General features: G+C 33.1%; 19 protein-coding genes, 1 other RNA gene, 3 pseudogenes and 2 other annotated features. Of the genes and pseudogenes, 7 read left to right on the top strand and 16 right to left on the bottom strand.

The genetic code is table 11. The features are described 5' to 3' along the window. Nucleotides 1–54 precede the first annotated feature (54 nt). The 4 genes and pseudogenes from JCM14209_RS00175 to ezrA form a co-directional block, all read right to left on the bottom strand. Nucleotides 55–2,715 (bottom strand): valine--tRNA ligase, encoded by a 2,661-nt coding sequence (locus JCM14209_RS00175; protein ID WP_025021630.1) that lies wholly within the window; start codon nucleotides 2,713–2,715, stop codon nucleotides 55–57. A gap of 51 nt (nucleotides 2,716–2,766) precedes the next feature. Next, nucleotides 2,767–2,974, bottom strand: a binding site (T-box leader). Between the two features lie 39 nt (nucleotides 2,975–3,013). Beyond that, a pseudogene (thiI, locus tag JCM14209_RS08685) lies at nucleotides 3,014–4,230 on the bottom strand (tRNA uracil 4-sulfurtransferase ThiI). Nucleotides 4,231–4,246: 16 nt separating this feature from the next. Next, nucleotides 4,247–5,392, bottom strand: a complete 1,146-nt coding sequence (locus tag JCM14209_RS00165; RefSeq protein WP_025021629.1) for a cysteine desulfurase family protein — start codon at nucleotides 5,390–5,392, stop codon at nucleotides 4,247–4,249. Between the two features lie 141 nt (nucleotides 5,393–5,533). Continuing rightward, nucleotides 5,534–7,252 (bottom strand): septation ring formation regulator EzrA, encoded by a 1,719-nt coding sequence (ezrA, locus tag JCM14209_RS00160; RefSeq protein ID WP_025021628.1) that lies wholly within the window; start codon nucleotides 7,250–7,252, stop codon nucleotides 5,534–5,536. Nucleotides 7,253–7,421: 169 nt separating this feature from the next. On the opposite strand from ezrA, the gene JCM14209_RS00155 reads away from it, so the two are divergent. From JCM14209_RS00155 to JCM14209_RS00130, 6 genes are all read left to right on the top strand, one after another. Then, entirely contained in the window at nucleotides 7,422–7,871 is a 450-nt protein-coding gene (locus JCM14209_RS00155; RefSeq protein ID WP_025021627.1) for a free L-methionine (R)-S-oxide reductase MsrC, read from the top strand. 214 nt (nucleotides 7,872–8,085) lie between these two features. Then, nucleotides 8,086–8,691, top strand: a complete 606-nt coding sequence (rpsD, locus tag JCM14209_RS00150; RefSeq protein WP_025021626.1) for a 30S ribosomal protein S4 — start codon at nucleotides 8,086–8,088, stop codon at nucleotides 8,689–8,691. Nucleotides 8,692–8,747: 56 nt separating this feature from the next. Then, entirely contained in the window at nucleotides 8,748–9,215 is a 468-nt protein-coding gene (locus tag JCM14209_RS00145) for a YueI family protein (RefSeq protein WP_025021625.1), read from the top strand. Between the two features lie 30 nt (nucleotides 9,216–9,245). Next, nucleotides 9,246–10,517 carry a replication-associated recombination protein A gene (locus JCM14209_RS00140; protein ID WP_025021624.1) on the top strand — a complete coding sequence of 424 codons (1,272 nt, stop codon included), beginning with the start codon at nucleotides 9,246–9,248 and terminating at the stop codon, nucleotides 10,515–10,517. 34 nt (nucleotides 10,518–10,551) lie between these two features. Beyond that, nucleotides 10,552–10,736: non-coding RNA, 6S RNA (gene ssrS, locus JCM14209_RS09805), on the top strand. Between the two features lie 435 nt (nucleotides 10,737–11,171). Beyond that, on the top strand, nucleotides 11,172–11,675 hold the full coding sequence (locus JCM14209_RS00130) for a universal stress protein (protein ID WP_025021622.1): 504 nt from the start codon (nucleotides 11,172–11,174) through the stop codon (nucleotides 11,673–11,675). Nucleotides 11,676–11,727: 52 nt separating this feature from the next. On the opposite strand, the gene JCM14209_RS00125 is transcribed toward JCM14209_RS00130, so the two are convergent. The 7 genes from JCM14209_RS00125 to JCM14209_RS00095 all read right to left on the bottom strand — a co-directional run bounded on the left by JCM14209_RS00125 (nucleotide 11,728) and on the right by JCM14209_RS00095 (nucleotide 17,936). After that, a complete protein-coding gene (locus JCM14209_RS00125) occupies nucleotides 11,728–12,306 on the bottom strand; it encodes a DNA-3-methyladenine glycosylase I (protein WP_225349667.1) in 579 nt (192 codons plus the stop codon). A 60-nt stretch (nucleotides 12,307–12,366) separates the two neighbouring features. After that, entirely contained in the window at nucleotides 12,367–13,503 is a 1,137-nt protein-coding gene (locus JCM14209_RS00120) for a D-alanine--D-alanine ligase family protein (protein WP_025021620.1), read from the bottom strand. Between the two features lie 107 nt (nucleotides 13,504–13,610). Further along, nucleotides 13,611–14,678: a M24 family metallopeptidase gene (locus JCM14209_RS00115; RefSeq protein WP_025021619.1), complete on the bottom strand. Its 1,068-nt coding sequence runs from the start codon at nucleotides 14,676–14,678 to the stop codon at nucleotides 13,611–13,613. A gap of 55 nt (nucleotides 14,679–14,733) precedes the next feature. Next, nucleotides 14,734–15,015: a 50S ribosomal protein L27 gene (rpmA, locus tag JCM14209_RS00110; RefSeq protein WP_025021618.1), complete on the bottom strand. Its 282-nt coding sequence runs from the start codon at nucleotides 15,013–15,015 to the stop codon at nucleotides 14,734–14,736. 19 nt (nucleotides 15,016–15,034) lie between these two features. Then, nucleotides 15,035–15,361, bottom strand: a complete 327-nt coding sequence (locus tag JCM14209_RS00105) for a ribosomal-processing cysteine protease Prp (protein ID WP_025021617.1) — start codon at nucleotides 15,359–15,361, stop codon at nucleotides 15,035–15,037. Nucleotides 15,362–15,367: 6 nt separating this feature from the next. Then, nucleotides 15,368–15,676 (bottom strand): 50S ribosomal protein L21, encoded by a 309-nt coding sequence (gene rplU / locus JCM14209_RS00100; RefSeq protein ID WP_025021616.1) that lies wholly within the window; start codon nucleotides 15,674–15,676, stop codon nucleotides 15,368–15,370. A gap of 17 nt (nucleotides 15,677–15,693) precedes the next feature. Continuing rightward, nucleotides 15,694–15,768 (bottom strand) — a sequence feature (ribosomal protein L21 leader region). A gap of 107 nt (nucleotides 15,769–15,875) precedes the next feature. Then, entirely contained in the window at nucleotides 15,876–17,936 is a 2,061-nt protein-coding gene (locus tag JCM14209_RS00095) for a peptidoglycan D,D-transpeptidase FtsI family protein (RefSeq protein WP_025021615.1), read from the bottom strand. 189 nt (nucleotides 17,937–18,125) lie between these two features. On the opposite strand from JCM14209_RS00095, the gene JCM14209_RS00090 reads away from it, so the two are divergent. Further along, a complete protein-coding gene (locus tag JCM14209_RS00090) occupies nucleotides 18,126–20,795 on the top strand; it encodes a YfhO family protein (protein WP_025021614.1) in 2,670 nt (889 codons plus the stop codon). Between the two features lie 84 nt (nucleotides 20,796–20,879). Here JCM14209_RS00090 and yajC read toward each other — a convergent pair. The 5 genes and pseudogenes from yajC to ruvA form a co-directional block, all read right to left on the bottom strand. Further along, nucleotides 20,880–21,192, bottom strand: a pseudogene (gene yajC, locus JCM14209_RS08680) (preprotein translocase subunit YajC). Between the two features lie 70 nt (nucleotides 21,193–21,262). Then, nucleotides 21,263–22,405 carry a tRNA guanosine(34) transglycosylase Tgt gene (gene tgt / locus JCM14209_RS00080; protein WP_025021613.1) on the bottom strand — a complete coding sequence of 381 codons (1,143 nt, stop codon included), beginning with the start codon at nucleotides 22,403–22,405 and terminating at the stop codon, nucleotides 21,263–21,265. An 11-nt stretch (nucleotides 22,406–22,416) separates the two neighbouring features. Next, entirely contained in the window at nucleotides 22,417–23,460 is a 1,044-nt protein-coding gene (queA, locus tag JCM14209_RS00075; RefSeq protein ID WP_025021612.1) for a tRNA preQ1(34) S-adenosylmethionine ribosyltransferase-isomerase QueA, read from the bottom strand. A 2-nt stretch (nucleotides 23,461–23,462) separates the two neighbouring features. Further along, nucleotides 23,463–24,479, bottom strand: coding sequence for a Holliday junction branch migration DNA helicase RuvB (gene ruvB / locus JCM14209_RS00070; protein WP_025021611.1), 1,017 nt, complete (start codon nucleotides 24,477–24,479; stop codon nucleotides 23,463–23,465). 26 nt (nucleotides 24,480–24,505) lie between these two features. Continuing rightward, nucleotides 24,506–25,104: pseudogene (ruvA, locus tag JCM14209_RS08675) on the bottom strand (Holliday junction branch migration protein RuvA). Between the last annotated feature and the right edge of the window lie 7 nt (nucleotides 25,105–25,111).

Genomic DNA, 25,111 nt, shown 5'->3' with positions numbered 1-25,111 from the left:
CTAGATTTCATACAAATAAAAAATGACCACTTAAAAAAGTAGTCATTTTTATTTTTATAATTCTGCTTGTAATTCAGAAATACGAGCGTTTGTTGATACAAGTTGTTGCTTGTAGTTAGCTAATTTTTCTTTTTCCTTAGCCACTACTTCTTCTGGAGCATTTGAAACGAAACGTTCATTTCCTAATTTCTTTTCAGCACGTGTTACTTCTGATTCTAATTTCTTAGCTTCTGCTTGTAAACGAGCCACTTCATCTTCTAAGTTAATTAAATCAGCTAATGGTAAGTATACTTCAGCTCCAGTAATTACTGAAGTCATTGCAAGTTTTGGCACAACCAAGTCATTAGCAATTTCTAATTTTTTAGGATGGCAGAAACGGTTAATGTAATCTACGTTTGTTTCAAAGACAGCTTTGGTTGCTTCGTCTTTTACTTTAATTAAAATGTCAATTGCTGATGACATTGGAGCATTTACTTCTGAACGACTATTACGTACAGCTTTAATCAATTCAATCAATTTACCCATATCTTGTTCAGCAGTTTCATCAGCAAATTCTGCATTTTCAACCGGATAATCAGCCACAACCAATGAATCTCCATCATGAGGCATTGTTAACCAGATTTCTTCTGTTACAAATGGCATAATTGGGTGAAGTAATCTCAATGTATTATCTAATACATAACGTAAGATACGTTGGGTATTCTTCTTAACCTGTTGATCTTCACTTGCAAGATTTTCTTTTGACATTTCAATATACCAATCACAAAAATCATTCCAAATAAAGTTGTATAAAGCACGTCCTGCTTCACCAAATTCGAAATTATCAAATAAACGGGTAACATCTTTAACAGTATCGTTTAATCTACTTAAAATCCATTTATCAGCTAATTGCCAACTTTGTTTTTCAGGTAATGTTAATTCAACATTTTCATCCAAATTCATGATTACGAAACGTGATGCATTCCAAATCTTGTTAATGAAATTCCATGCAGCATCCATCTTAGTATATGAGAAACGTACGTCTTGACCCGGAGCAGATCCATTTGATAAGAACCATCTTAATGCGTCAGCCCCGTATTTTTCAATAACTTCCATCGGGTCGATTCCGTTTCCAAGTGACTTACTCATCTTACGGCCTTGTTCATCACGAATTAATCCGTGAATAAGAACATTCTTAAATGGTCGACGACCTGTAAATTCAACACTTTGGAAAATCATCCGTGATACCCAGAAGAAGATAATATCATATCCAGTTACCAAAGTATTTGTTGGGAAGTAACGTTTGAAATCTTCGCTATCTGTGTCTGGCCAACCCATTGTTGAAAATGGCCATAAAGCACTTGAGAACCATGTATCTAAAACATCTGAATCTTGTTCCCAATTTTCAATATCTGCTGGTGCTTCTTCACCTACATAAATTTCGCCAGTTTCTTTATGATACCATGCAGGAATTTGGTGTCCCCACCATAATTGACGAGAAATTACCCAATCATGTACATTTTCCATCCACTGTGTAAATGTATTTTCAAATCGTGGAGGAACAAAATCTACACGATCATCACCATTTTGATTTGCTAATGCAGCTTCTGCTAATGGCTTCATCTTAACAAACCATTGTGTTGATAAACGAGATTCAACTTGCACCCCTGTACGTTCTGAATGACCAACACTGTGTACAATAGGCTCAACACGTAGCATGAAATCGCCGTCTTCAAGATCCTTAGCAATTGCTTTTCTTGCTTCAAAACGATCCATACCTTCATACTTACCAGCTTTTTCGTTCATTGTAGCATCTTCATTCATTGTGTTGATGCGTTCTAAATTATGACGATTACCAACTTCAAAGTCGTTAGGGTCATGCGCTGGAGTAATTTTTACCATCCCTGTTCCAAATTCGATATCAACATATTCATCTGCAATAATAGGAATTCGACGATTTACAAGAGGAACAATTACTTCTTTACCGACAATATCTTTGTAACGTTCATCTTTAGGGTTAACTGCTACTGCCACATCCCCCATCATTGTTTCAGGACGAGTTGTTGCAATTTCAATATAATCCTTACCGTTGAATGTTGTTCCATCAGCAAATGGATATTTAACGTGATAAAATGCTCCTTGATCATCTTGGTGAATAACTTCAATATCTGAAAGAGCTGTTCTAGCTTTAGGATCCCAGTTAATGATGTATTCGCCACGATAAATTAATCCCTTTTCGTAAAGAGTAACAAACACTTTTCGAACAGCCTTTGATAACCCTTCATCTAAAGTGAAGCGTTCGCGATCATAATCTAATGACAATCCTAATTTAGCCCATTGTTGGTGAATGATGTCAGCATATTCATCTTTCCATTCCCAAACTTTATCCACAAATTTTTCACGTCCTAAATCATAACGTGAAATCCCGTCTTCTGCTAAACGAGCTTCAACTTTAGCTTGAGTTGCAATCCCAGCATGGTCCATCCCTGGTAACCATAATGTATCGAAACCTTGCATACGTTTTTGACGGATAATCATATCTTGTAATGTTGTATCCCATGCGTGACCAAGGTGTAACTTACCAGTTACGTTTGGTGGTGGAATAACAATTGAATATGGTTTTGCTTTTTTATCACCATTTGGTTTAAAGCGTTTTTCATCAAGCCATCTTTGATATCTACCTGGTTCGACTTGACCTGGGTCATACTTAGTAGACATTTCAATTTCTTTAGTCATATTAAAAATCCTTTCAAATTTTGAGGAACAAAAAAACACCATCATCCATATACATAGGACGACAGTGCCGTGGTACCACCTAAATTGAGCTTTAATGCTCCTCTTAAATCATTGTTAACGAAAATTAATCCGGTTACCCCTACTACATCGTTCAAAGTAACAGCTCACAAGCTACAACCATTATCTTGTATTTGGCCTTTCACCAACCGGCCGTTCTCTTTAATACCTTAATAATAGCCCTCTTGTTCATTGCTTATAGGTGTATTTTATGGTTATCTTTGCCAAATGTCAAGATATTTTAAAGTAATTCAGCAAATACTTGGCTATCTTTATTCATAAATTCGTCGCCAATATTAATCTCTGTAATTTTCACACCAGCTATTGAGCGTTCAATCAACCATCAATATCAAGACGTTCTTCATAATAACGCGCTTTTTCAATTTTTGGCTTAGTTTTTGGTGCGGGTGGCGCAAAGATTGTACAACAATCTTCAAATGGTTGAATTGATAAATCAAATGTATCAATTTCTTCTGCAATTTTAATAATTTCATTTTTATCCATTGAAACAACTGGTCTTAATACCGGCATTGTTGTTACATCGTTAATTGCTGCCATACTTTCAAGAGTTTGAGAAGCAACTTGGCCTAAGGCTTCACCGTTAAAAATTGCCAAACCTTTACGTTGTTGCGCTAATAATGCTGTAATTCTTAACATAAAACGACGTTGAATTGTCATTAAATATCCTGATGGGACTTTTTCCTTTACAGTTTCTTGAATTTCTGTAAATGGGACCTGAATAAATTTAATTTTACCAACATAAGGGGTTAATTTAGCAGTCAATTCTTTTGCCTTGTTCAAAGCTTGTTCACTTGTATATGGAGGACTGAAAAAGTGTACCATTTCAATATCAACTCCACGTTTCATCGCTAAATATCCTGCTACAGGTGAATCAATTCCACCGGAAAGCATTAACATTGCTTTTCCAGCTGTTCCAACCGGTAATCCCCCTGCACCATCAATTGTTTCATGTGATAGGTAGATTCCATCGATACGAACTTCAACACGCAAAGTAATATCAGGATTTTTCATTTTAACTTTAATCCCATCAATATTTTCTAAAATTGCACCACCCAACAAATTGTTAAGTTCGTTTGTATCATATTCAAAATTATGATCAGAACGTCGTGTGTTAATTTTAAAAGTCATGCCGTCAAAATATTTTTCTTTTAGCATTTCAATTGCTGTTGCTTTAACTTTTTCAATATCTTTTTCTACTCGAATTGATGGTGAAAAATTTTGAATCCCGAATACTTGGCTTAAACGCGCAACTACATCATCAGAAGATTCACCATTTAATTGAATATGCATTCGATCACGACGGGCCTTAATATCAAGATTTTTAAAACTTGCTAAACTAGCACGTACGTTAAAACCTAAACGATCAATAAAATTCCGTTTATTTTTTCCTTTTGTTGAAAGGTCCCCATAACGAACCATAATTTCAGTATATTGCATTAATTAATTACCTTTCTCAATTTAATTTTTCAAATTTTTTATATAAAATATCAAACACTCTCATAAATTCTTCTGCTTCTTGAAGGGTATTGTTTTCATCTAATGATACTCTAACTGCAGAAGTAGCAATACTTTCATCAATATGCATCGACTTCAAAGTTCCAGAAACTGTTCCTTTTTTAGATGAACACGCACTTGTCGTCGAAATGAAAATATCATACTCTTCAAAGGCATGAACGATGGTTTCACCTCGCACCCCATTAATTGAAAAACAAAGGATATGTGGGGCAAACTTATCATCTAACCCAGAAAAAATCTCAACATTTTCAAATTTTTGTAAATGTTCTACGATTTTTGTTCGAATATTTTGTTGTTTCTTTATCCCATCGGTTTCATGTTCCAGTAATAATCGTAAAGCCTTAGCCATACCAACAATTGCTGGTAAGTTTTCAGTACTACTTCGTAGATTTTTTTCTTGTCCACCACCCGATAATAATGGGGCAATTGTTTTTCCACGTTTTTTATAAACGAACCCAACGCCTCTTGGAGCATGGAATTTATGGCCAGAAAAAGTAACAAAATCAATTCTATCAAGCGTTAATAAGTTTTGTATCCCTTTCCCAATTCCTTGAACAGCGTCAACATGAAATTGTACTTTAGGATATTTTTTTAAAATTTCAGCTATTTCAGCAAGCGGTTGAATTGAACCAACTTCATTATTAACAGCCATAACCGAAACTAAAATAGTATCATTTCTCAATGATGCAATTAAATCATCTACAATCACTCGCCCATTTCGATCAACAGGTAAATAAGTAACCTCAAAGCCAAGTTTTTCTAATTGTTGCATTGAATTTAAAACTGCTGGATGCTCAATACTTGTTGTAATAATATGTTTTCCATACGGTCTTTTTTCAATTGCAGTTCCTTTGATAATCCAATTATCACCTTCAGTCCCACCACTTGTAAAATAGATTTCATCTTGTTGCCATCCCATCAAGTCAGCAATCTGTTTTCTTGATTGTTCAAGTAAATTATAAGATTTTTCACCCATTTTATGTAAAGAAGATGGATTTCCCCAAATTTCTTCACTGACAACATTATAAGTTTTTAAAACTTCTGGCAATACTTTAGTAGTTGCACTATTATCAAAATAAATCATCTGTATACCCTTCTTAATTTTAAATCTCTTTTAACAGTTTATCAAAATATTCTAAAAATTTAAATCAAAAGCTTTCTTAGGAATAATAAAAAGAGGACAAAGAAAGTTTTTGTCCTCTTTTTACAAACCCATATTTTCAATTTATTTAGAGAATAATTTTTTATGAGTTTGATAATATCCATCCATTATTTGCTCCGGTTTTCCTTGTTCAATTTGATCAACCGCTTCAGCAATAATATCTAATGCTTGTGTATAATCAAAATTACTATTAAATAAAACTGTAGCTTGATTATAAGCATCGGCTAATTCAGGATAGTTATTACTATTACGATATCTATTAGCATATTGCAAAATTTCTTCTGCTAAAGTTGCACTGGCAATAATTTCATCTGTTTTTTCACCTAAAATATCTAAATCGCTTTGCGTATTGATTAAATCCTTGGTAATTTCGTCAATATCTATAATTTCTTGATTTAATTTTTCATCTACATTATCAATTTCGTCATTAACCCTGTACATAAATTCAAGATATTCATTTGATAAACCTGGTAAGTTCAACTTTTGTAACTCACGCTTCATTCGATGCAATTCAACGTCAAAATGTTGAATTGCTGCGCGGGCATCTTTTTCTTCTTTCCACAAATTAGAAACACTATCGTTAATTGACTTTTGCTTTTCTTCAATTTTCGTTAATGTTTTAATATCATTTTCCATTTTTTCAGCAATAAGAGAATATTGAACTAACTTATTTTGGGAATCATTAAGGTACTTTTCGAACCATGATTGGATTCCATTAATTCGTTCTTGCAACCCTTGTGCCTCTTCTAATTCGTCGTGATTCAATGTATAATTTTGCTTCAAACGATTTAAGTCAGCCAAAAGATTTTTTTCTTGTGTTTGAGCATGTTTGATAAATTTACCAAACATTTCAAACTTCTTTTGTACTTTTTGACGTGCAGTATATTCATCTTCTAACACTTCATAAATTCCATCAATTTTATCAGCGATATCTTTATCTAGCACTTTGGCATTTGAAACTTCTAGTTTTTTCAAATTATCTTCGTTAATTTGAATTTGATTTTCCAATTCTTTTATTTGTGCCCCTAAATCCCTAGGAAATGCAAAACCCTGTTTTCCCATTTGAGACACGGCTTCTGTTAATTCTTTTAATTGAGTTGGAAAAGTTGTTTTAATATTCTTATACACGGGAGGAATATCTTCTAAGTCTCTTTCCATCTCAGCAGTTGCATCGCGTAACTCATTCAATGGATGATCTGAACTTACGTAGTCCCCCCTCTTAGTTATTTCAGAATATGTATCAAAATCATTTTCTAATTCGACTAATTTTTCTTCTAACTTATCAATACTTGGTCCAAATGAAAAATTCTTTGCGAGTAATGTTTTTCTGATATTCTTATATTTTTGATTTAATTCTTCAACCGCTACTTGATGCTCTTTGGCACGTGCTTCAATTTTTTCTAACATTTTTTCAATGTTATGTTGCTTTTCTTTTGCGGTTTCTAATTTAGTATTAACTTCTAAAATATATGTTCTTTCTTTATAAAATTTATATTTTTCATTTAATTCATTCAAATCTAGAATCATTTCTGATATTTCAGGATAAACTCTTTTAATAAGATGCTTATAGTTTTTTTGAACTTCTTCAAACTCACTTAAACTTTCTCCTGTTAAATGTAAATTCTTGATTTGCTTAATCTTTTTTTCCAGCCCACTATCTGTTAATTCTTCTAATTCTTCTTGATTACTATTAATTTGCTTTTTAAAAGATTTTTGGAAATATAAAATTCCTAAATACAGTAAAATTGCTATCACAACAATAGCGACAAAAAAAACTATCATAATCTTAACCACCCTTGTTATCTTGCGTATCAATATTTATTTGTTGAATTATTTATTTATTACGTATAAAATTAAAATCTAAAATTAATTATATCATAGTAACGTTGTATGATACATAGTTATTATTAGATTGATTATAAATAAATTTAGAATTGTTAGGAATGATTTTATGACTAAAACTTTATTATCTCAACAGATTGATGCATTACTATTTAATGAATCAAATATCATTGCAAACTTATCAAACGCCTCAGCGCTTCTCAATGATACGATGGAAGATTTAAACTGGGTTGGCTTTTATCTTTACGATGATAAATTAGATGAACTAGTCCTTGGTCCTTTCCAAGGAAAAGTTGCTTGTATGCACATCAAAAATGGTGAAGGTGTTTGTGGTACTGCGCTAAAACAGGGTTCGTCTCTTTTAGTTCCTAATGTTCATGAATTTGCTGGTCATATTGCCTGTGATTCAGCAAGCAATTCAGAATTAGTAGTTCCAATTTTCAAAGATGGTAAACCTTTTGGTGTACTTGATATCGATTCACCTTCTTTAAATCGTTTCACAAAAGAAGATCAAGCAAATATGGAAGAATTTGTTTCTGTCTTAGTAAATCACTTATAAAGGTTGACTTTATAAGTTTAATTTGTTATCCTATTGTTTGTGTAAAATAATGCAGCAGCGTACGGTAAGAACGTCAACATTTTATTGCCTTCGTGGTTCTACAAGTAACTTTTCGGCTGCAAAAGCGAAAGTCTAAAATAAAATGCACGAATACTAAGTACGTAACGGATTATTTTACTCCAACATATTTTATATTTTTTTGGAGGAATTTTAAATGTCTCGTTATACAGGTCCTTCTTGGAAAGTATCACGTCGTTTAGGTTTTTCATTATCAGGTACTGGTAAAGAATTATCACGTCGTCCATACGCTCCAGGTCAACATGGTCAAAACAATCGTCGTAGCTTATCAGAATACGGTAAGCAATTACAAGAAAAGCAAAAGCTTCGCATGACTTATGGAATGACAGAACGTCAATTCTCAAACTTGTTCAAAAAAGCTGGTAAGATTCGCGAAGGTAAGCACGGTGAAAACTTCATGAAGCTTCTTGAAACTCGCTTAGATAACGTTGTTTACCGTTTAGGTTTGGCTTCAACTCGTCGCCAAGCTCGTCAATTGGTTAACCACGGTCACATCACTGTTGATGGTAAGCGTGTTGATATCCCTTCATACGAAGTTACTCCTGGTCAAGTAATTTCTTTACGTGAACGTTCAAAAGACTTAACAATTGTTAAAGAATCTCTTGAAGCTCTTGTTGGTCGCGTTCCTTTCGTTAACTTCGACGAAAACAAGATGGAAGGTACTTTAGTACGTCTTCCAGACCGTGAAGAACTTGATGCTAATATTGATGAAGCTCTTGTTGTTGAATTCTACAACCGTTAATATTTAGCAATTTTATAGCAGTCTCTTTTAGAGGCTGCTTTTTTTTGGAGGAATTTATGTCAGATAATGTACAAGATCGTCTAGATCAAGGTTTTTATGGTACTCCCAAATTAAAACCCGATGAACAAAATAAATACTTAGGTACCTACCGTGAACGTGTATATCTAGGTATTACTTTTAATGACCTACAAATTAACGAAGGGGCTTGTTTGAAAGCTATTGAACTTGCTCTTCAAGAAAACCCATCATTTATTTTAAAATTTCATGGTAAACTTCCTACATCAATTGTCAAAGTTGGAATGAAAATCGCCAAAAATACTGGAACTCATTTTGAATACTTATCAAATGAATCTTTTAAAAATTCTACTGATTCATTTGCAATGATAGTTTGTCATCCAAAACAAGCTTTAAATATTCCGGATATATCCGCCCAAAAACTTTATCCTGATCTCTTTATTACCAAGGAAAGTTCGAATGATAATACGAAAAAAAGTTTTTGGTCACGTATCTTTGGCTCGTTATAGTTTTATTTAAAAATTACGGAGGTAGATTTGATGAAACCACTAGCTTTTAAGATGCGCCCACAAAACATAGATGAAGTTGTCGGTCAACAACATCTTGTTGGGCCCGGAAAAATTATCAGGAGAATGGTAGATGCTAAATTATTATCTTCCATGATTTTATATGGCCCACCCGGAACGGGAAAAACTAGTATTGCAAGTGCCATTGCAGGTTCTACCAAGTATGCATTCCGTAAATTAAACGCAGCAACCGATTCTAAAAAACAACTCGAACAAGTTGTTGAAGAAGCTAAATTTAGTGGTACTGTCATATTATTATTGGATGAAATTCATCGTTTAACCAAACCCAAACAGGATTATTTACTCCCTCATCTTGAAAATGGAGAAATTGTCCTCATTGGTGCTACAACAGAAAATCCATATATTTCAATCAATCCTGCAATCCGTAGTCGGACTCAAATTTTCGAAGTGTTTCCACTAACACAAGACGATATTAAGCAAGCAGTTAACCGAGCTTTAAAAGACAAGCAAAATGGACTAGGTTCGCTCAACATCAAATTAGACGACGATGCTTTAGAACAACTTAGTTTAGCAACATTTGGTGATTTGCGTAGTGCTCTAAATGCACTTGAGTTGGCTTGTAAGTCAACTCAGCCTGACGATCATAATGAAATTATTATTACTTTAAATATCATCAACGATTGTTTGCAAAAAAAATCGCTTGTTCATGATAAAAACGGCGACGCCCATTACGATACGATTTCTGCCTTTCAAAAATCTATCCGTGGTTCAGACGTAGATGCAGCATTACATTATTTAGCCCGTTTAATTGAAGCACAGGATTTACCAACAATCAGCCGCCGTTTAATTACTATTGCATATGAAGATATCGGGTTAGCTAATATGCCTGCTGTCACAAGAACAGTCCTTGCTGTACAAGCTGCTGAACGAATTGGTTTTCCAGAAGCAAGAATCCCATTAGCCGATTCAGTTATCGAACTATGCTTATCACCTAAATCGAATTCTGGTATTCTTGCAATTGATTCTGCTTTAAACGATATAAAAAGTGGAAATTATGGATCTATTCCTAACCATCTTAAAGATGCTCATTATAAAGGGGCTAAAAATCTAGGTCATGGCACAACTTATAAATATCCTCATGATTTCCCACATGATTGGGTTAAACAAGATTATCTACCTCAAAGTATGAAGGATAAACAATACTACTATCCAAAAGAAAATGGAGCATTTGAAACTAGTTTAGGCCAGCAATATCGTCGTCTAAAAGAGGCTCAAAACAAATAATTGAACTTATACGTCTAATATGGTATTATAATTATGGTTTCTGAGGTGTACGCGTTATCTCGTCGTATGGTTGACCGAACAATTTTAAAATTGGTTTTCTTAAGCACTTGTGGATTGAAGCCTTTTACACGAAGGTAATTGAATCAAGTTATTTGAATACCACCTGCACTATTCGCGGGTTCAACTACAGAGATGATTAACGGCACTACCGGATATTGAAGTTGGGTTTTCCCAGCTTCTTTTTTTATTAAATGAGGTATTTATATGATAAACATTATATTATTTCTTGAAGTTTTACTTGGATTAATTATTTCTTTTACTGGCGGATATTTGATTTTAAATCGTAAACGCCATTTTTTAATATTTTATCCTCTTAAGCAACCTGGATTATCAACTTTCATGTTAGTATGGGGTACTATTTTACTAGTGATTGGGATTTTAATCTTACTATTGTGTTTCTTTAAAAATTTAAGTACTCTTTGTATTCTATTACTTACAATAGGAACCATTTGTGAATCAGTTTTACCTTTCGCAATGTTAATTTATTTTCCTCTTAATAAATAAAAAATAATTTTTGTAACGGTTTTCACTTCCTTTTTTTCAAGTTTTACAGTACAATAATGGTGAGAGATATAGTGAGAAAGGATGATTTGTATGTTACAAAAGTACAACAATATTTTAGTTCCAATTGACGGCTCATATGAAGCTGAACTTGCCTTCAAAAAGGCTGTAGCCGTTGCGTTACGTAATGGTGAAGACACTAAATTACACCTCGTTCATGTCGTAGATACTCGTGCCTTTCAAAATATTTCTAGCTTTGATACTGCTATGGTAGAACAAGTTACAGAAACAGCCCGTAAAACTATGGATGGATATATTGAAGAAGCCAAAAAATCAGGTATCGAGCATATTGATTCATCGGTTGAATACGGTGCTCCTAAAACAGTGATTGCTAAAGAACTTCCAAAAGAATTAGGAATTGATTTAATTATGATTGGTGCCACAGGTTTAAATGCGGTTGAACGCTTGTTAATTGGATCTGTTACAGAATACGTAACAAGAACAGCTGATTGCGATGTTCTTGTAGTACGGACAGACTTAGAAAATAAACCAGCCCTTTCAAAAGAGCAACGAAAAGGTTTCTCAGAAAATAAATAATTAACCAAAATGAGGCTAGGGATTGAATTAACACACTTAATCCCTAGCCTCTTTAATTATTTAATTTTACATCACAATTTACCAAATGATCATCAACCATGCCGCTAGCTTGCATGAAAGAATAGATAGTAACCGGGCCGACAAATTTAAACCCTTTTTTCTTTAAACTTTTAGCTATTTGCCGCGATAATTCCGTTTCCTTGGGAATTTCTTCTTGGTGATGGTAGTGATTAATAATGGGTTGATAATGAATTATATTCCAAAAATATTCACTTAACTTTTTATTTTCTTGATGCATCTGCTTTACAAGTTTGGCATTGTTAATTATCGCTTGAATCTTATTTCTATTCCGAATAATAGTTGGATTTTGCATCAGTTGTTCTACCTCAACTTCTGTAAAATTTGCAATCTTATCCGGATCAAAATCAAGAAATGCCTTTCTTAAATTTTCTCGTCTTTCCAAAATTAACTCCCATTTCAATCCAGACTGCAGCGATTCGAGTGCCAGAATTTCAAATATTTTATTTTCATTATATTCTGGTTTTCCCCACTCTAATTCATGGTACGCTTGTAAACTCTCTGATTTTTGATAACTCCAGGAACATGTGGTCATATTTACACCTTCTTTCACTAATTAATATACAAAAAAAGTCATTAAATTAGATTAAAATCTAACTTAATGACTTTTTATTTATTCACCGATAATTTTTTTACCAACTTTTTCAGTTCCTAATTCAACGAAGTCATAATGAATTTCTTCATTTGCTTTAAATTCATCGATAGCTAACTGAATTAATTGGTCGATTAAATCGCTGTAGTTAATGCCTGAAACTTCCCATAATTGTGGATATAATGAAATGTTTGTAAATCCTGGTAATGTGTTAACTTCACCAAAGTAAGGTACATCATTTTCATCAACTAAAAAGTCCATACGTGCTAAACCACGATTGTCTAATGCGCGGAATGCATCTAATGACATTTGTTGGATTTCTTTAGTTAATTTTTCAGGTAAGTTAATTGGCATTTCAAAGACAACTCCTGAAGCGTCAACGAATTTATTGTTATAATCATACCAATCATCACTTCCTGGTATTGAAATAGCTCCTAATTTTGAAGCTTTAATATCTAAGTTACCAAGAACTGAACATTCTACTTCACGAGGATTCTTGATTGCTTCTTCAACTAAGATCTTGAAATCATATTTGAAACCATCTTGTAAAGCTTCATTATATTCTTGTTCATTAGTTACTTTATGAATACCTACTGATGAACCTTGACGAGCTGGTTTAACAAAAACTGTTTCTCCAAGTTCTTCAACGATTTTTGCATATGGGTATTCTTTTTGATTATCTGGTGTTACCAAAACATATTTAGTATTTCTAATTCCATTAATTGTAAGTAACTTCTTAGTTAAATCTTTATCAAATGATACAGCAGATGATGCAATTCCACTACCAATCCATGGCTTGTTAAGTAAACGGAATAAACCTTGAACTGTACCATCTTCACCCATGTTACCGTGAATTACTGGGTAAAATACATCAACATCTTTAACTTCAGATAAGTTTTGAATGTTAGCTAATGGATTTGAAAAATCAACATCTTTAGTTACTTCAGCAACCACTTTATCTTCATTTTCGCCATCAAAAATACGCATTGAGGCTTCGTTGCCTAATAAGAAACCTTTTTTTGTGAACATGAAAACTGATACTTCATATTTTTCTTTATCTAATGCATCATAGATGTTATGAGCTGAACGCTTTGAAACATCATGTTCAGAAGAATTCCCTCCAAACAACAGCGCAATGTGTAATTTTTTATTTTCCATTAAGTTATCCGTCCTATCATAAAATAATATTAATTCGATTGTTGTAGTTAATCTCTTCAACTTATAAAATAATACCATTAAATAGAAATTTTGTCAGTTATTATTTTTTAAAGTTCCTTAAAATCTTTACCAAAGTCAGTCAGATTTTCAAAACCATTATCAGTCACTAAAATATCATCTTCAATTCTGACCCCACCAATTTCTGGTAGATAAATTCCTGGTTCGATTGTAATAATTTGGTTGGGTTGTAATTCATCAGAATAACTTCCACCAATATTAGGTAATTCATGGATATCAAGACCAATTCCATGCCCCATTCCATGATTAAAATATTTTCCATAACCCGCTTTTTCAATCACTGCACGTCCAATTTCATCGAGTTGCTTTCCAGTAACCCCTGGTTTTATTGCAGCTACAGTTGCATTTAACGCTTCTAATACTATTTGGTAAATTTCTTTAATTTTACTATCAGCTTTGCCTAAATTAAATGATCGTGTTATATCGCTAGTATATCCATCAACATAATATCCAAAATCTAAAGTTATTATGTCCCCATTTTTTAATGTTTCATCTGTATATGTTGCATGTGGCCAAGCTGTTCGGCTTCCACTAGCAAAAATGGTTTCAAATGAAGCTTTTTGCGCTCCATTTTTTCTCATATAATAATCTAATTCTAGTACCATTTGCTTTTCGGTTTTGCCAACTTCAACTTCTTTTAAAAGATGTTCAAATCCCTTTTTAGAAAGCTCCGTAGCCCTTTTTACATTCTTAATTTCATCTTGATCTTTTACAGAACGGAATTGTTCTAATACACCCGAAAGATTTACCAAGTCATGACTGGCATTTTCATCTAAAAAATCATAACTCAAATAATCTAACGTTCCTTCAAAAGCCATGGCAATTAATTTTTTTCTTTCCATTATTTTAATTGCTTCGCCCAAATAATTGCGCGTAATTACATGATCTATATCTGGATTATTTACAATTAATTGTTGTTCAAAACGACTATCTGTAATAATATAGTCCCCAGACTCCGTTATTAAACCAATACCATCATCACCCGTAAAACCAGTGAAATAGTACAAATTATATTTATCAGTTATCAAAAACGCATCTACAAACACTGTTTGCATATACTCTTTTAAAGCTTCACGCCGTTTTTTGAAGTTTATCATATTTCCTCCTAAATATATAAAAAAAGGTTGGATATATATCCAACCTTAACAGTTATTATTCAGCAACTGGGTAAACTGATACTTGCTTCTTGTCACGGCCTTTGCGTTCAAACTTAACAACACCTGTAACTTTAGCAAATAATGTGTTATCTCCACCCATACCAACGTTTGTACCTGGGTAAATACGTGTACCACGTTGACGGTATAAAATTGAACCACCTGATACAACTTGACCGTCAGCACTCTTAGCACCTAAACGTTTTGAACGAGAGTCACGGCCGTTTGATGTTGAACCGCCACCCTTTTTGTGAGCGAAGTATTGTAAATTCATTAACATAGTAGCTTGCACCTCCATCTTATCGATCTTTAATTTTTATATATTCACCATAGTTTTTCTCAATATCTGTTAGTCCTAATTTAAAACTATCCATTAACAATTTAACTTCAGGATTAAGAATATCATTCTCATTCAAAGTAACTTTCAACAAACCACCATTTTTTTCATTAGAAATAATATGCGGTTTTACATGTAAAAGTTGTTCTAGACTGTTAATCGTATTGATAGATAGAACAGAAACAGCTGAGCAAACAATGTCGAAACCATACTCTCCAGCTCCAGCATGCCCTTGCATGTCAAAGCCCAAAAGACAATCGTTTTGATATAAAAACTTTACTCTAATCATTTAAAATTAAGCGTTGATTGAGTCAATAACAACCTTTGTGTATGGTTGACGATGACCTTGCTTAGTGTGTTGGTGTTTCTTTGGTTTGTACTTGAAAGTAACAACTTTCTTAGCACGACCTTGTTTTTCAACTGTTGCTTCAACAGTAGCACCTTCAACGAATGGTGTACCGATAACAGTCTTGTCACCACCAACAAAAACAACTTTATCAAAAGTTACCTTGTCACCAGCGTTTGCGTCAAGTTTTTCAACGTAGATTGTTTGGCCAGCTTCAACTTTAAGTTGCTTGCCACCTGTTTGAATAATTGCGTACATCAATGTGCACCTCCTCTTAAAATACTTAGACTCGCCGTAATGTAGTGTCTCAAAAGAGAACTTTAACTTAAAACGTGCGGTTGCAGATGTGATATGCACAAATACAACACTAAAATAATAGCAAATTTTTGTCTTAACGTCAATTAAAAACTAAAAAAGATTTGAAAAAAAATTTCAAATCTTTTTTAACTATAATAATTTATTTATTAGTCATACCTTTATCAGATTGAACATGTTTCCAATATGCTGCGTAAATGCTCTTTAATGCTTGCATATTTACACCACTATCTGAATTAGTTACTCCTGGAAATGCTACGACTACAACTACTTGCGGATTTTTGTAAGGAGCAAAACTAATCGCACTTAAAGTCGTTGTTTCATTTTTACCATAATTTGTTTCAGCAGTCCCTGTTTTGGCAGCAATCCCTGGATTAATATCTTTCATACTTGTTCCAGTAGCATATGAACTTGAACCATGAACCACATTCCACATTCCGGAATGAATAATGTTCCAGTAAGAATTTGGAACATTGATGACGCCCGTAATTTTAGGTTGAGCTTCATACTTAACTTGTCCAAGCTTCCCATTTTTAGCATTTGCTCGAATTGCTTGTAATATGTGCGGTTGAATTTTATACCCTTTATTAGCTAGTATTGACGCATATTCGGCTAATTGAATTGTTGTATAAGCATCATAGTTACCATATGATAAATCCAAGGCACTTCCGATATATTTCTGAGTACTTGGCCCTTCTAATCCGGACACTTCACCTGACATATCAATTCCAGTTCTCACGCCAAGCCCAAAATCATTGAAGTTATTTCGAAGTTTATCAAAAATTGAAGTTGGCATCGTTAAACGTGCCCCATAACTATACTTAAATCCAGCTTCTTTCATCGCTAATTGCATCATATATGAGTTGGATGAAACCATCAACGCATCTGAAGCTGTTAACGGAATATTCGCAGATCCGCTCTTATTAAACCATGAACCTTTACTTGGGGTATCCATAACTTTTATTGGCATATCAACAAGAGTATTATTACTTGGGGTAATAACTCCCGATTTTAGAGCACCAATAATCATAGCTGGTTTTACAACTGATCCCATTGTAATTGATTGGTTAATGGCTCCCGCTGGATTTTCCGTAGTTTTACCAGTTTTAGGATCCCGGTAGACTCCAGCCATTCCATAAATTCCACCTGTATGTGGATTAATTGCAATTGCATATCCACCACTCGAAAATCCACCGATACCTGATACGGTTTTATTAACAATATCTTGCATTTCTTTTTGAAAAGGAGCGTTAATCGTTAATTGGAGATCGTCACCAGGTTGGCCCCCATATTCTTTAATTTTTTTAACGATTTTATTATTTCTTGTAACTACTTGTGTTATTCCCTTACTTCCTTTTAAAGCATCTTGATATCTAGATTCCAAATAACTTGAACCAACACTATCATTTCGAGAATAACCTTGAGCGAGAAATATCCCTAAACTGTCACTTGGTAACCCTTGTTTTTCAGTAGTTACGGTCCCTGTTAGGTTCTTAATATATTCTCCATCTGGATAACTTCTTGTCCAATCGGTTCCAATTTTAATTCCTGGCATAGCAGATAAATTTTCCCCGACTTCAGCCATCTCCGTATCAGAAACATCCTTAGTTTTAAGATATACATTAGAAAGCGAATATGCTCCACTCATCTTATGATAAATTACAGCCGCTTCTTTTTGCTTTTTAGAGAAATTATCTGTTAAATCATGCTTTTTAACATATAACGTTTCCTGGCGGCTTAAATCCCCATTAGTTAGCGATGCTGCATTCGGGATTTGTTTTTGTATTCGACTTGCATTTTTGGGAGTAGCTAAATAATATTCTGCTTCCATTGTTTTTGTTATTGATTCAGTATCAACTGAAACATATGTAACAAGTTTATCTGCAACACTTTTCATTTGATCGTTGGTTACAACTACAGGCTTTGTATATAAGATTGCGCGGCTTGAATTATTTGCCACGATTAATTTTCCTGTAGAATCATAAATCATACCTCTTTGTACATTAGTTGTTTCAATATGAGTATCGTTATTCGTTGCTTCTGCTGAGAATCTATTTCCGTTAACAATCTGTAAATATGCTAATTGACAGATTAAAGCAGCAAACAATAAAAAGACGACAATGAATAAAACATTCAAACGAATTGGTATCAAAGAATTTTTAGAATTCCCTCTTGATCGCCGTGAATTTCTTAAATTTTTCACTTCTGATTGCTCCTCTTATAATTACAAATATATTTATAAACACATACTCTATCCTACCATAGAATGCACTTTTTGACTGTAATTTTTCCTTAAAGATTTTAAAATTTTTAAGTTCATATTCCATCACTTTTTTATCACTTTAACATGTGTTATTCTAAAATTTAGTTGATACTTAGAAAGGATTTACTTATGAAAAAACGTTTCAATTCTATATTTTTGGACCATAACGTACTTTGGTTCAGTTTTTTTATTCCGATGGGGATTTCTTTAGTTTATTTTATTTCACGCCAAATGTTTCCATTCGGAAATAATACAATCTTAACAGTTGATTTAGGACAACAATATGTTGATTTTTATTCATTTTTTAAAGATACACTCTTACATCATCCTGAAAGATTTTTCTTTTCATTTTCAAAAGCAATTGGAGGGCAAATGATTGGTGAATGGGCATATTACTTGCTTAGTCCTTTCAATCTAATTCTTCTATTCTTTTCTCAACAAAATATTACAGCAGGAATTTTGCTCATAACTATTTTAAAATATGGTTTTTCAGGTTTATCCTTTGCATATTTTTTAGAAAAAAGAAAAATCACTGATGGGTTGATTACAATTTCATTCGCTACTTCATATGCATTCATGGCTTGGAATGTTGCTAATCAGTTAAATCTCATTTGGACAGATGCGCCAATCCTTTTACCATTTATAATTTTAGGATTCTTTAATTTAATGGAAAAGAAGAACTATTGGTTGTATCCTTTAACATTAGCATTAATGTTTCTTGATAACTATTATATGGGGTATATGGTTGCCATTTTCTTATGTTTATTCTTTATTTGGTACCAAACTTCATATTTTAGCTCAATTCAAACATTACTAAAAAATATCAGAAATTTTATTATTCATAGTTTTTTAGCAGCTAGCAGTGTAGCTGTCTTACTTATTCCAACATTTTATACTTTAATTAATAGCAAAGGCCAATATACTGAACAAAATATTCATTTAAAGATAGAATATAATCCACTAAAAATATTATCAAAGTTTACTATCGGGTCCTTTGATTTTGAACAAATGCCTACTGGTTATCCGAATTTGTTTATCGGGAGTTTGGGATTAATTTTATTTTTCCTATACTTCTTTAACCCTAATAAACAAATTAAAGAAAAAATTAGCGCTTCATTAGTAAGCATCCTTTTATTTGGTTCATTATTTTTCGAGCCACTAGATTTACTTTGGCATGGAATGCAATTTCCAGTTTGGTATCCCTACCGTTTTTCTTTTATAGTTTCATTTTGGATGCTCTTTTTGGCTGCTAACGCCATTCAAGATTACTCCGTTAGCATTCCCAAATTTCAAGCTGCTTTTGTGAGTTTATTATTAATTGGAATTATTATTTATTCTTGGATTAATCAAAATAAATTCAGCTATATTTCGAAAGAAACTTTAATTTTAACATCTGTTTTCTTTGTTTTAGCTTTAGTGATATTAAATATGCATAGTGGTTTTGAGCGCCTAATTTTAAAGAAAATTTTGTTTTTATCTTTTGTTATCATTGAATTAAGTACTAATTTTATTTACTCACTTAATAATCTAAGTTACTTATCTCAAGATGAATTTGCGAATCCGAGCGCTGCACTTTCAAAAAATAGTCAATGGATTTCTCATAAAGATTCTTCTTTTTATCGAATCGGACAAATTTATAGTCGTACTAAAAATGATGGGCTCGCTCACAATATGAATTCCGGATCTTATTTTAGTTCCGCACTTGAAAAAACCATCCCGGATTTTTATGGAATGATTGGACAACCAGATGGTGATAATTATGTTACTTATTCCAATGGAACACTCATAACTGATAGCTTATTGGCAATGAAGTATTTTATAGCTCCACGTAATTATGCGGAGCTAGATAGTACTACGAGCCAAGGATATCCTTTAATGCAATTATCACAAAGACAAGATTTATCTTCATATAAATATTTACATGAAGATCGGCGTACAAAAATTTTTAAAAATCAATTTTCTTTGCCGCTTGGATATGCTAGTAACGCTTCAATTAGCAAGATTCACAACATTTTTGATAATCCAATCGGATATCAAACAAATTGGTTAAACTCTGTATCAAATTCAATGCCGCAAACTCGTTATTTTACAGCTATTAACTTTAATCATGTAATCTTTAGTAATACTAAACAACAAACAACATTAACCAATGCTACCTTCAAGAAAAGTAATCCAAATAAAGTAGCAAAAATTATTTTTAAATTTACTCCTAAAACTAATGATTCATACTATCTTTCCTTAGGAAGTAACTTAGATAAAGATAATGTTGAATGGTATTTAAATGACGAAAAAATGAATAATTATGACACATTTCGCCACACTACTTTAGTTAATGTCGCTAATCATGCTAAAAATCATGAAATTACAATCACTGCTAAATTTAAAAATGATAATCTTTGGCTAGAAAATTTCGTACTTTATCAAATGGATAATAAACTTGTCAAAAGTAAAATAAAGAAAATTGCTGAACAATCATGGCAACCAAAGTACTTGAGCGATACCCATTTGACGGGACCTATTCATATTAGTAAATCACATCAATGGTTCACAACAACAATTCCTTACAATAGTGGTTGGAAAGCTTATATTGATGACAAAGAAGTTACTCCTAAAAAAGTACAAAATACATTTCTTGCCTTTCCGATAAATAAAGGTAAGCATCAAATAACCTTGAAATATACCCCACCATATTTCTTCTTAGGCTTATGGATTTCCATTATTTCTATTGGTATTTTAGGAATTATAAATATTAAGGAAACTCACATATATAATCATCTGAAAAAAATGTTTCAAAATTAAAAAACGCTAGAAACTACGTAATTAAACGTTGAATTTCTAGCGTTTTTTTTGACTGAAATATAGTTTTTATCAGTCTCTTTTTTATTATTCTTCTACCTTTTTATCAGAATCAACTTTTTCTTCGTTAGCTTCCTTTGAAGGTTTTACTTGCCCAATTGCTGATAAATCAAATACTAAATAAACACCGTCACAATCAAGTGTAACTGTTTTAGTTTCTTGATCAATGCTATCAACAATCCCGTGAAGACGACCAATTGTTACAACTTCGTCACCTTTTTTCAAATTACCAAGCATTTCTTGTCGTTTTTCTTGTTGTTTTTTTTTGTGGACGTAACATCATAAAATATAATAGTCCAATAAAAACAACGAACATAATAATTGTTTGTGTATTTTGCATCTTCAATTCTCCAATCTACTTTACTATATTAACTACCTTATCAAATTATTAATAAATTGACTAGTTTAACTTAAAAGTTTCTCTTGCTGTTATTGTAACCATATTCTTCAAAGAATGCTTCTCTAAACTCAAGTAAATTATCATTCATAATTGCTTCACGCACATCTTTCATCAAGTTTAATAAGAAGTATAAGTTATGGTAACTTGTTAAGCGTAAGCCAAATGTTTCATCAGCGTGAATTAAGTGACGAACATATGCACGTGTGTAATTACGGCATGTATAACAATTACATTTAGGATCAATTGGTGAAAAATCACGCTCGTATTTCTTATTTTTAACCACTAATCGTCCTTGAGAAGTCATACAAGTTCCGTTACGGGCAATTCGAGTTGGAAGTACACAGTCAAACATATCTACTCCGCGAATTACTCCATCGATTAACGCATCTGGCGACCCAACTCCCATCAAGTAACGTGGCTTATTTTCTGGTAACATTGGCGTTGTAAAATCTAAAACTCGATTCATTTCTTCTTTAGATTCACCAACTGATAGTCCCCCAATTGAATAACCTGGGAAATCCATTGAAACAAGGTCTCTAGCACTTTGTTGACGAAGGTCTTTGTATCCTCCACCTTGAACAATTCCAAATAACCCTTGACGATCAGGGTTTTTATGGGCTTTTAACCCACGCTCTGCCCAACGACTTGTTCTTTCTACTGATTTTTTAATATAGTCATAACTTTCAAAAAATGGCGGACATTCATCAAAACTCATCATAATATCAGCGCCTAAAGCATTTTCAATATGAATCGCTTTTTCTGGTGACAGAAAAAGTTTATCGCCGTTTAGGTGGTTTCTAAAATAAACCCCTTCTTCTTTGATATTTCTTAATTCAGCTAATGAAAAGACTTGAAAACCACCCGAATCAGTTAAAATTCCCTTGTCCCAATTCATGAATTTGTGAAGACCACCAGCTTGTTCAACTAAGTCTTCTCCTGGCCGAAGCCATAAATGATATGTGTTAGATAAAATTATATTAGCCCCCATTTCATCTAACTCTTCTGGGGCCATGGCTTTAACAGAAGCAAGTGTCCCTACCGGCATAAACATTGGTGTTGGAAAAGTTCCGTGCGGAGTAATAATTTCTCCTAAACGCGCTCCTGTGTGTTTATCTGTTTTTATTAATCGATATTTGATTGCAGGTTCAGTCATAAAAATCTCCTTTATTTAATAAACATTGCATCACCAAAGCTAAAGAAACGGTATTTTTCTTCAACTGCGTGTTTGTATGCATTTAAGATATTTTCTCTGCCTGTAAATGCTGCTACTAGCATTACTAAGGTTGATTTAGGCAAGTGGAAATTTGTAATAAATGCTTGAACAACCTTCCATTCATACCCTGGTTTAATAAAGATATCAGTCCATCCACTATCTGCTTTAATTTCACCATTAAATTTTGAACCAATAGTTTCAAGAGTACGAATACTTGTTGTACCAGTTGCAACAATTTTACCACCATTTTTTCTTACTTCGTTTAAAATATCAGCTGATTCTTGTGAAAGGCGATAAAATTCACTATGCATTTTGTGATTTTCAATTTTATCTTCACTAACTGGTCTAAATGTTCCTAAGCCGACATGAAGAGTTAAATATACTAGCTTTACCCCTTTATCTTCAATTTTTTGAAGTAATTCTTTAGTAAAGTGCAATCCTGCTGTTGGAGCTGCTGCTGATCCAATTTCACGAGAATAGACCGTTTGATACATTTCTTTATCTTCAAGTTTTTCTTTGATATATGGTGGTAATGGCATTTCTCCTAGCTTGTCCAAAATTTCCATAAAAATTCCATCATACTCAAATTCAATAATTCGACCACCGTGTTCTAATTCTTCAGTAACAGTTGCAATTAAAGCGCCATCACCAAATGAAATTTTGGTTCCCACTTTAGCACGCTTAGCTGGCTTAACTAAAGTTTCCCATTGATCACCTTTAATATTATTTAATAATAACATTTCAACATGTCCACCTGTTTCAGGTTTTACACCATAAATTCTGGCAGGCATAACCCGTGAATCATTCATGACTAATGCATCCCCTGGATTTAGTTCATCGATAACATTATAGAAGTAATCATCACAATATTCCCCTGTTTTACTATCTAAAACAAGCATTCTAGATTGATCACGTTTTTCTAACGGTGTTTGCGCAATCAATTCTTCCGGTAAATTATAATTAAAATCTTCAGTCGTTAAATGTTCTTCACTCATTATTATCCCTCATTATTTTCATATTTTATTCCTAAATGTTCGTACGCTTCAGGGGTAACAACTCTCCCCCTTGGTGTCCGTTTTATAAAACCAATTTGCATTAAGTAAGGCTCGATTACTTCAGCAATTGTATCAGTTTCTTCCCCGATATTAGCAGCAATGGTATTGAGTCCAACTGGACCACCATTATAAAAACGAATCATTGATTCTATTAACTTTCTGTCCGTTTGATCAAGCCCTTTTTTATCAACACGTAATAAATTCAAAGCATAATCAACGACTCCAACATCAATTGCATCCTTTTGTTGAACTTCAGAAAAATCACGGACACGTTTTAACAATCTATTAGCAATTCTCGGTGTTCCTCGTGAACGGCGCGCAATTTCATGAGCCCCTTGTTCTTTAATTTCAGAAGATAAAATCCTTGCTGATCTTTCAATAATTTTGGTTAAATCGCCTTCACTATAGTACTCCATATGTCCAATAATTCCGAAGCGCGTACGAAGCGGAGCTGATAGCATCCCCGCCCGCGTTGTCGCTCCAATCAAAGTAAATGGCGGTAATGGGAAATGAACTGGATGAGCAGTTGGCCCTTGCCCGATAATGATATCAATAAAATAATCTTCCATTGCAGAGTACAGGATTTCTTCAACTGTTTTTGGCAAACGATGAATTTCATCAATAAATAATACATCTCCGGGCTCCAATTCATTTAATAATGCTACTAAATCACCCGGCTTTTCAATTGCAGGTCCTGTGGTTGTTTTTATTTTAACTCCCATTTCGTTTGCGATTACATTTGCTAAAGTTGTTTTCCCTAAACCAGGAGGTCCATATAACAAAACATGATCTAATGATTCTTCACGTTGTTTTGCTGCTTTGATATATACGTCAATTTCATCAATTAAGCGTTGTTGTCCAATATATTGATCAAACATTTTGGGACGTAAACTCATGTCAACAAATTCATCACCATTTGTTTGTTCCGTCGAAATAATTCTTTCGTCTTCAAATGCCATTATTTCCCTCCTTTCATTTTTCTAGATTATTTCATAATCAAGCGTAGTCCTTGGCGTAAGAAATCATCTGTTGATTTGCCATCAAAATCTTGTAATTTTTTCGCAACTTTTTTAACTTCAGTCTTGGTATATCCTAATGCTAATAACGCTTCGATACTTTCATTAAGATACTTAGAATCGACATTTAATGATAAATCTAATGTTTCTTGACCAGCAAAACTTTCACTGTCTAAATCAGAAAGTTTGCCTTTCAAATCAAGTACAATCTGTTTTGCTGTTTTCTTCCCAATCCCTGGAACTTAGTTAAGTATTTATCATCATCATTATCAATAGCAAAAACTAAGCCTCGATTGTCATCATTCGCTAAAATTGCAAGTGCACTTTTAGGTCCGATACCTGAAACATCTAGTAATTTCAAGAATAACTTTTTTTCTGAAGATGTTTTAAATCCATATAAAGTTATACTATTTTCTCGAACTGCTTGATAGACAAAAATTTTAGTTTCCGTATTTTCTTCATATCTAAAAGGGTTGGCACAATAGACTAAATACCCTACACCTTGATTTTCTAATACTATATATGAGGGTGTTATTTCTACTACCGTCCCCGTTAAAAACTCGTACATAATGTTT

This window comes from Ligilactobacillus hayakitensis DSM 18933 = JCM 14209, from assembly GCF_000615845.1.
Lineage (GTDB): Bacteria > Bacillota > Bacilli > Lactobacillales > Lactobacillaceae > Ligilactobacillus > Ligilactobacillus hayakitensis.
The sequence above is the reverse complement of the archived record's forward strand: the minus strand, read 5'-3'. Positions and strand labels throughout refer to the sequence as shown.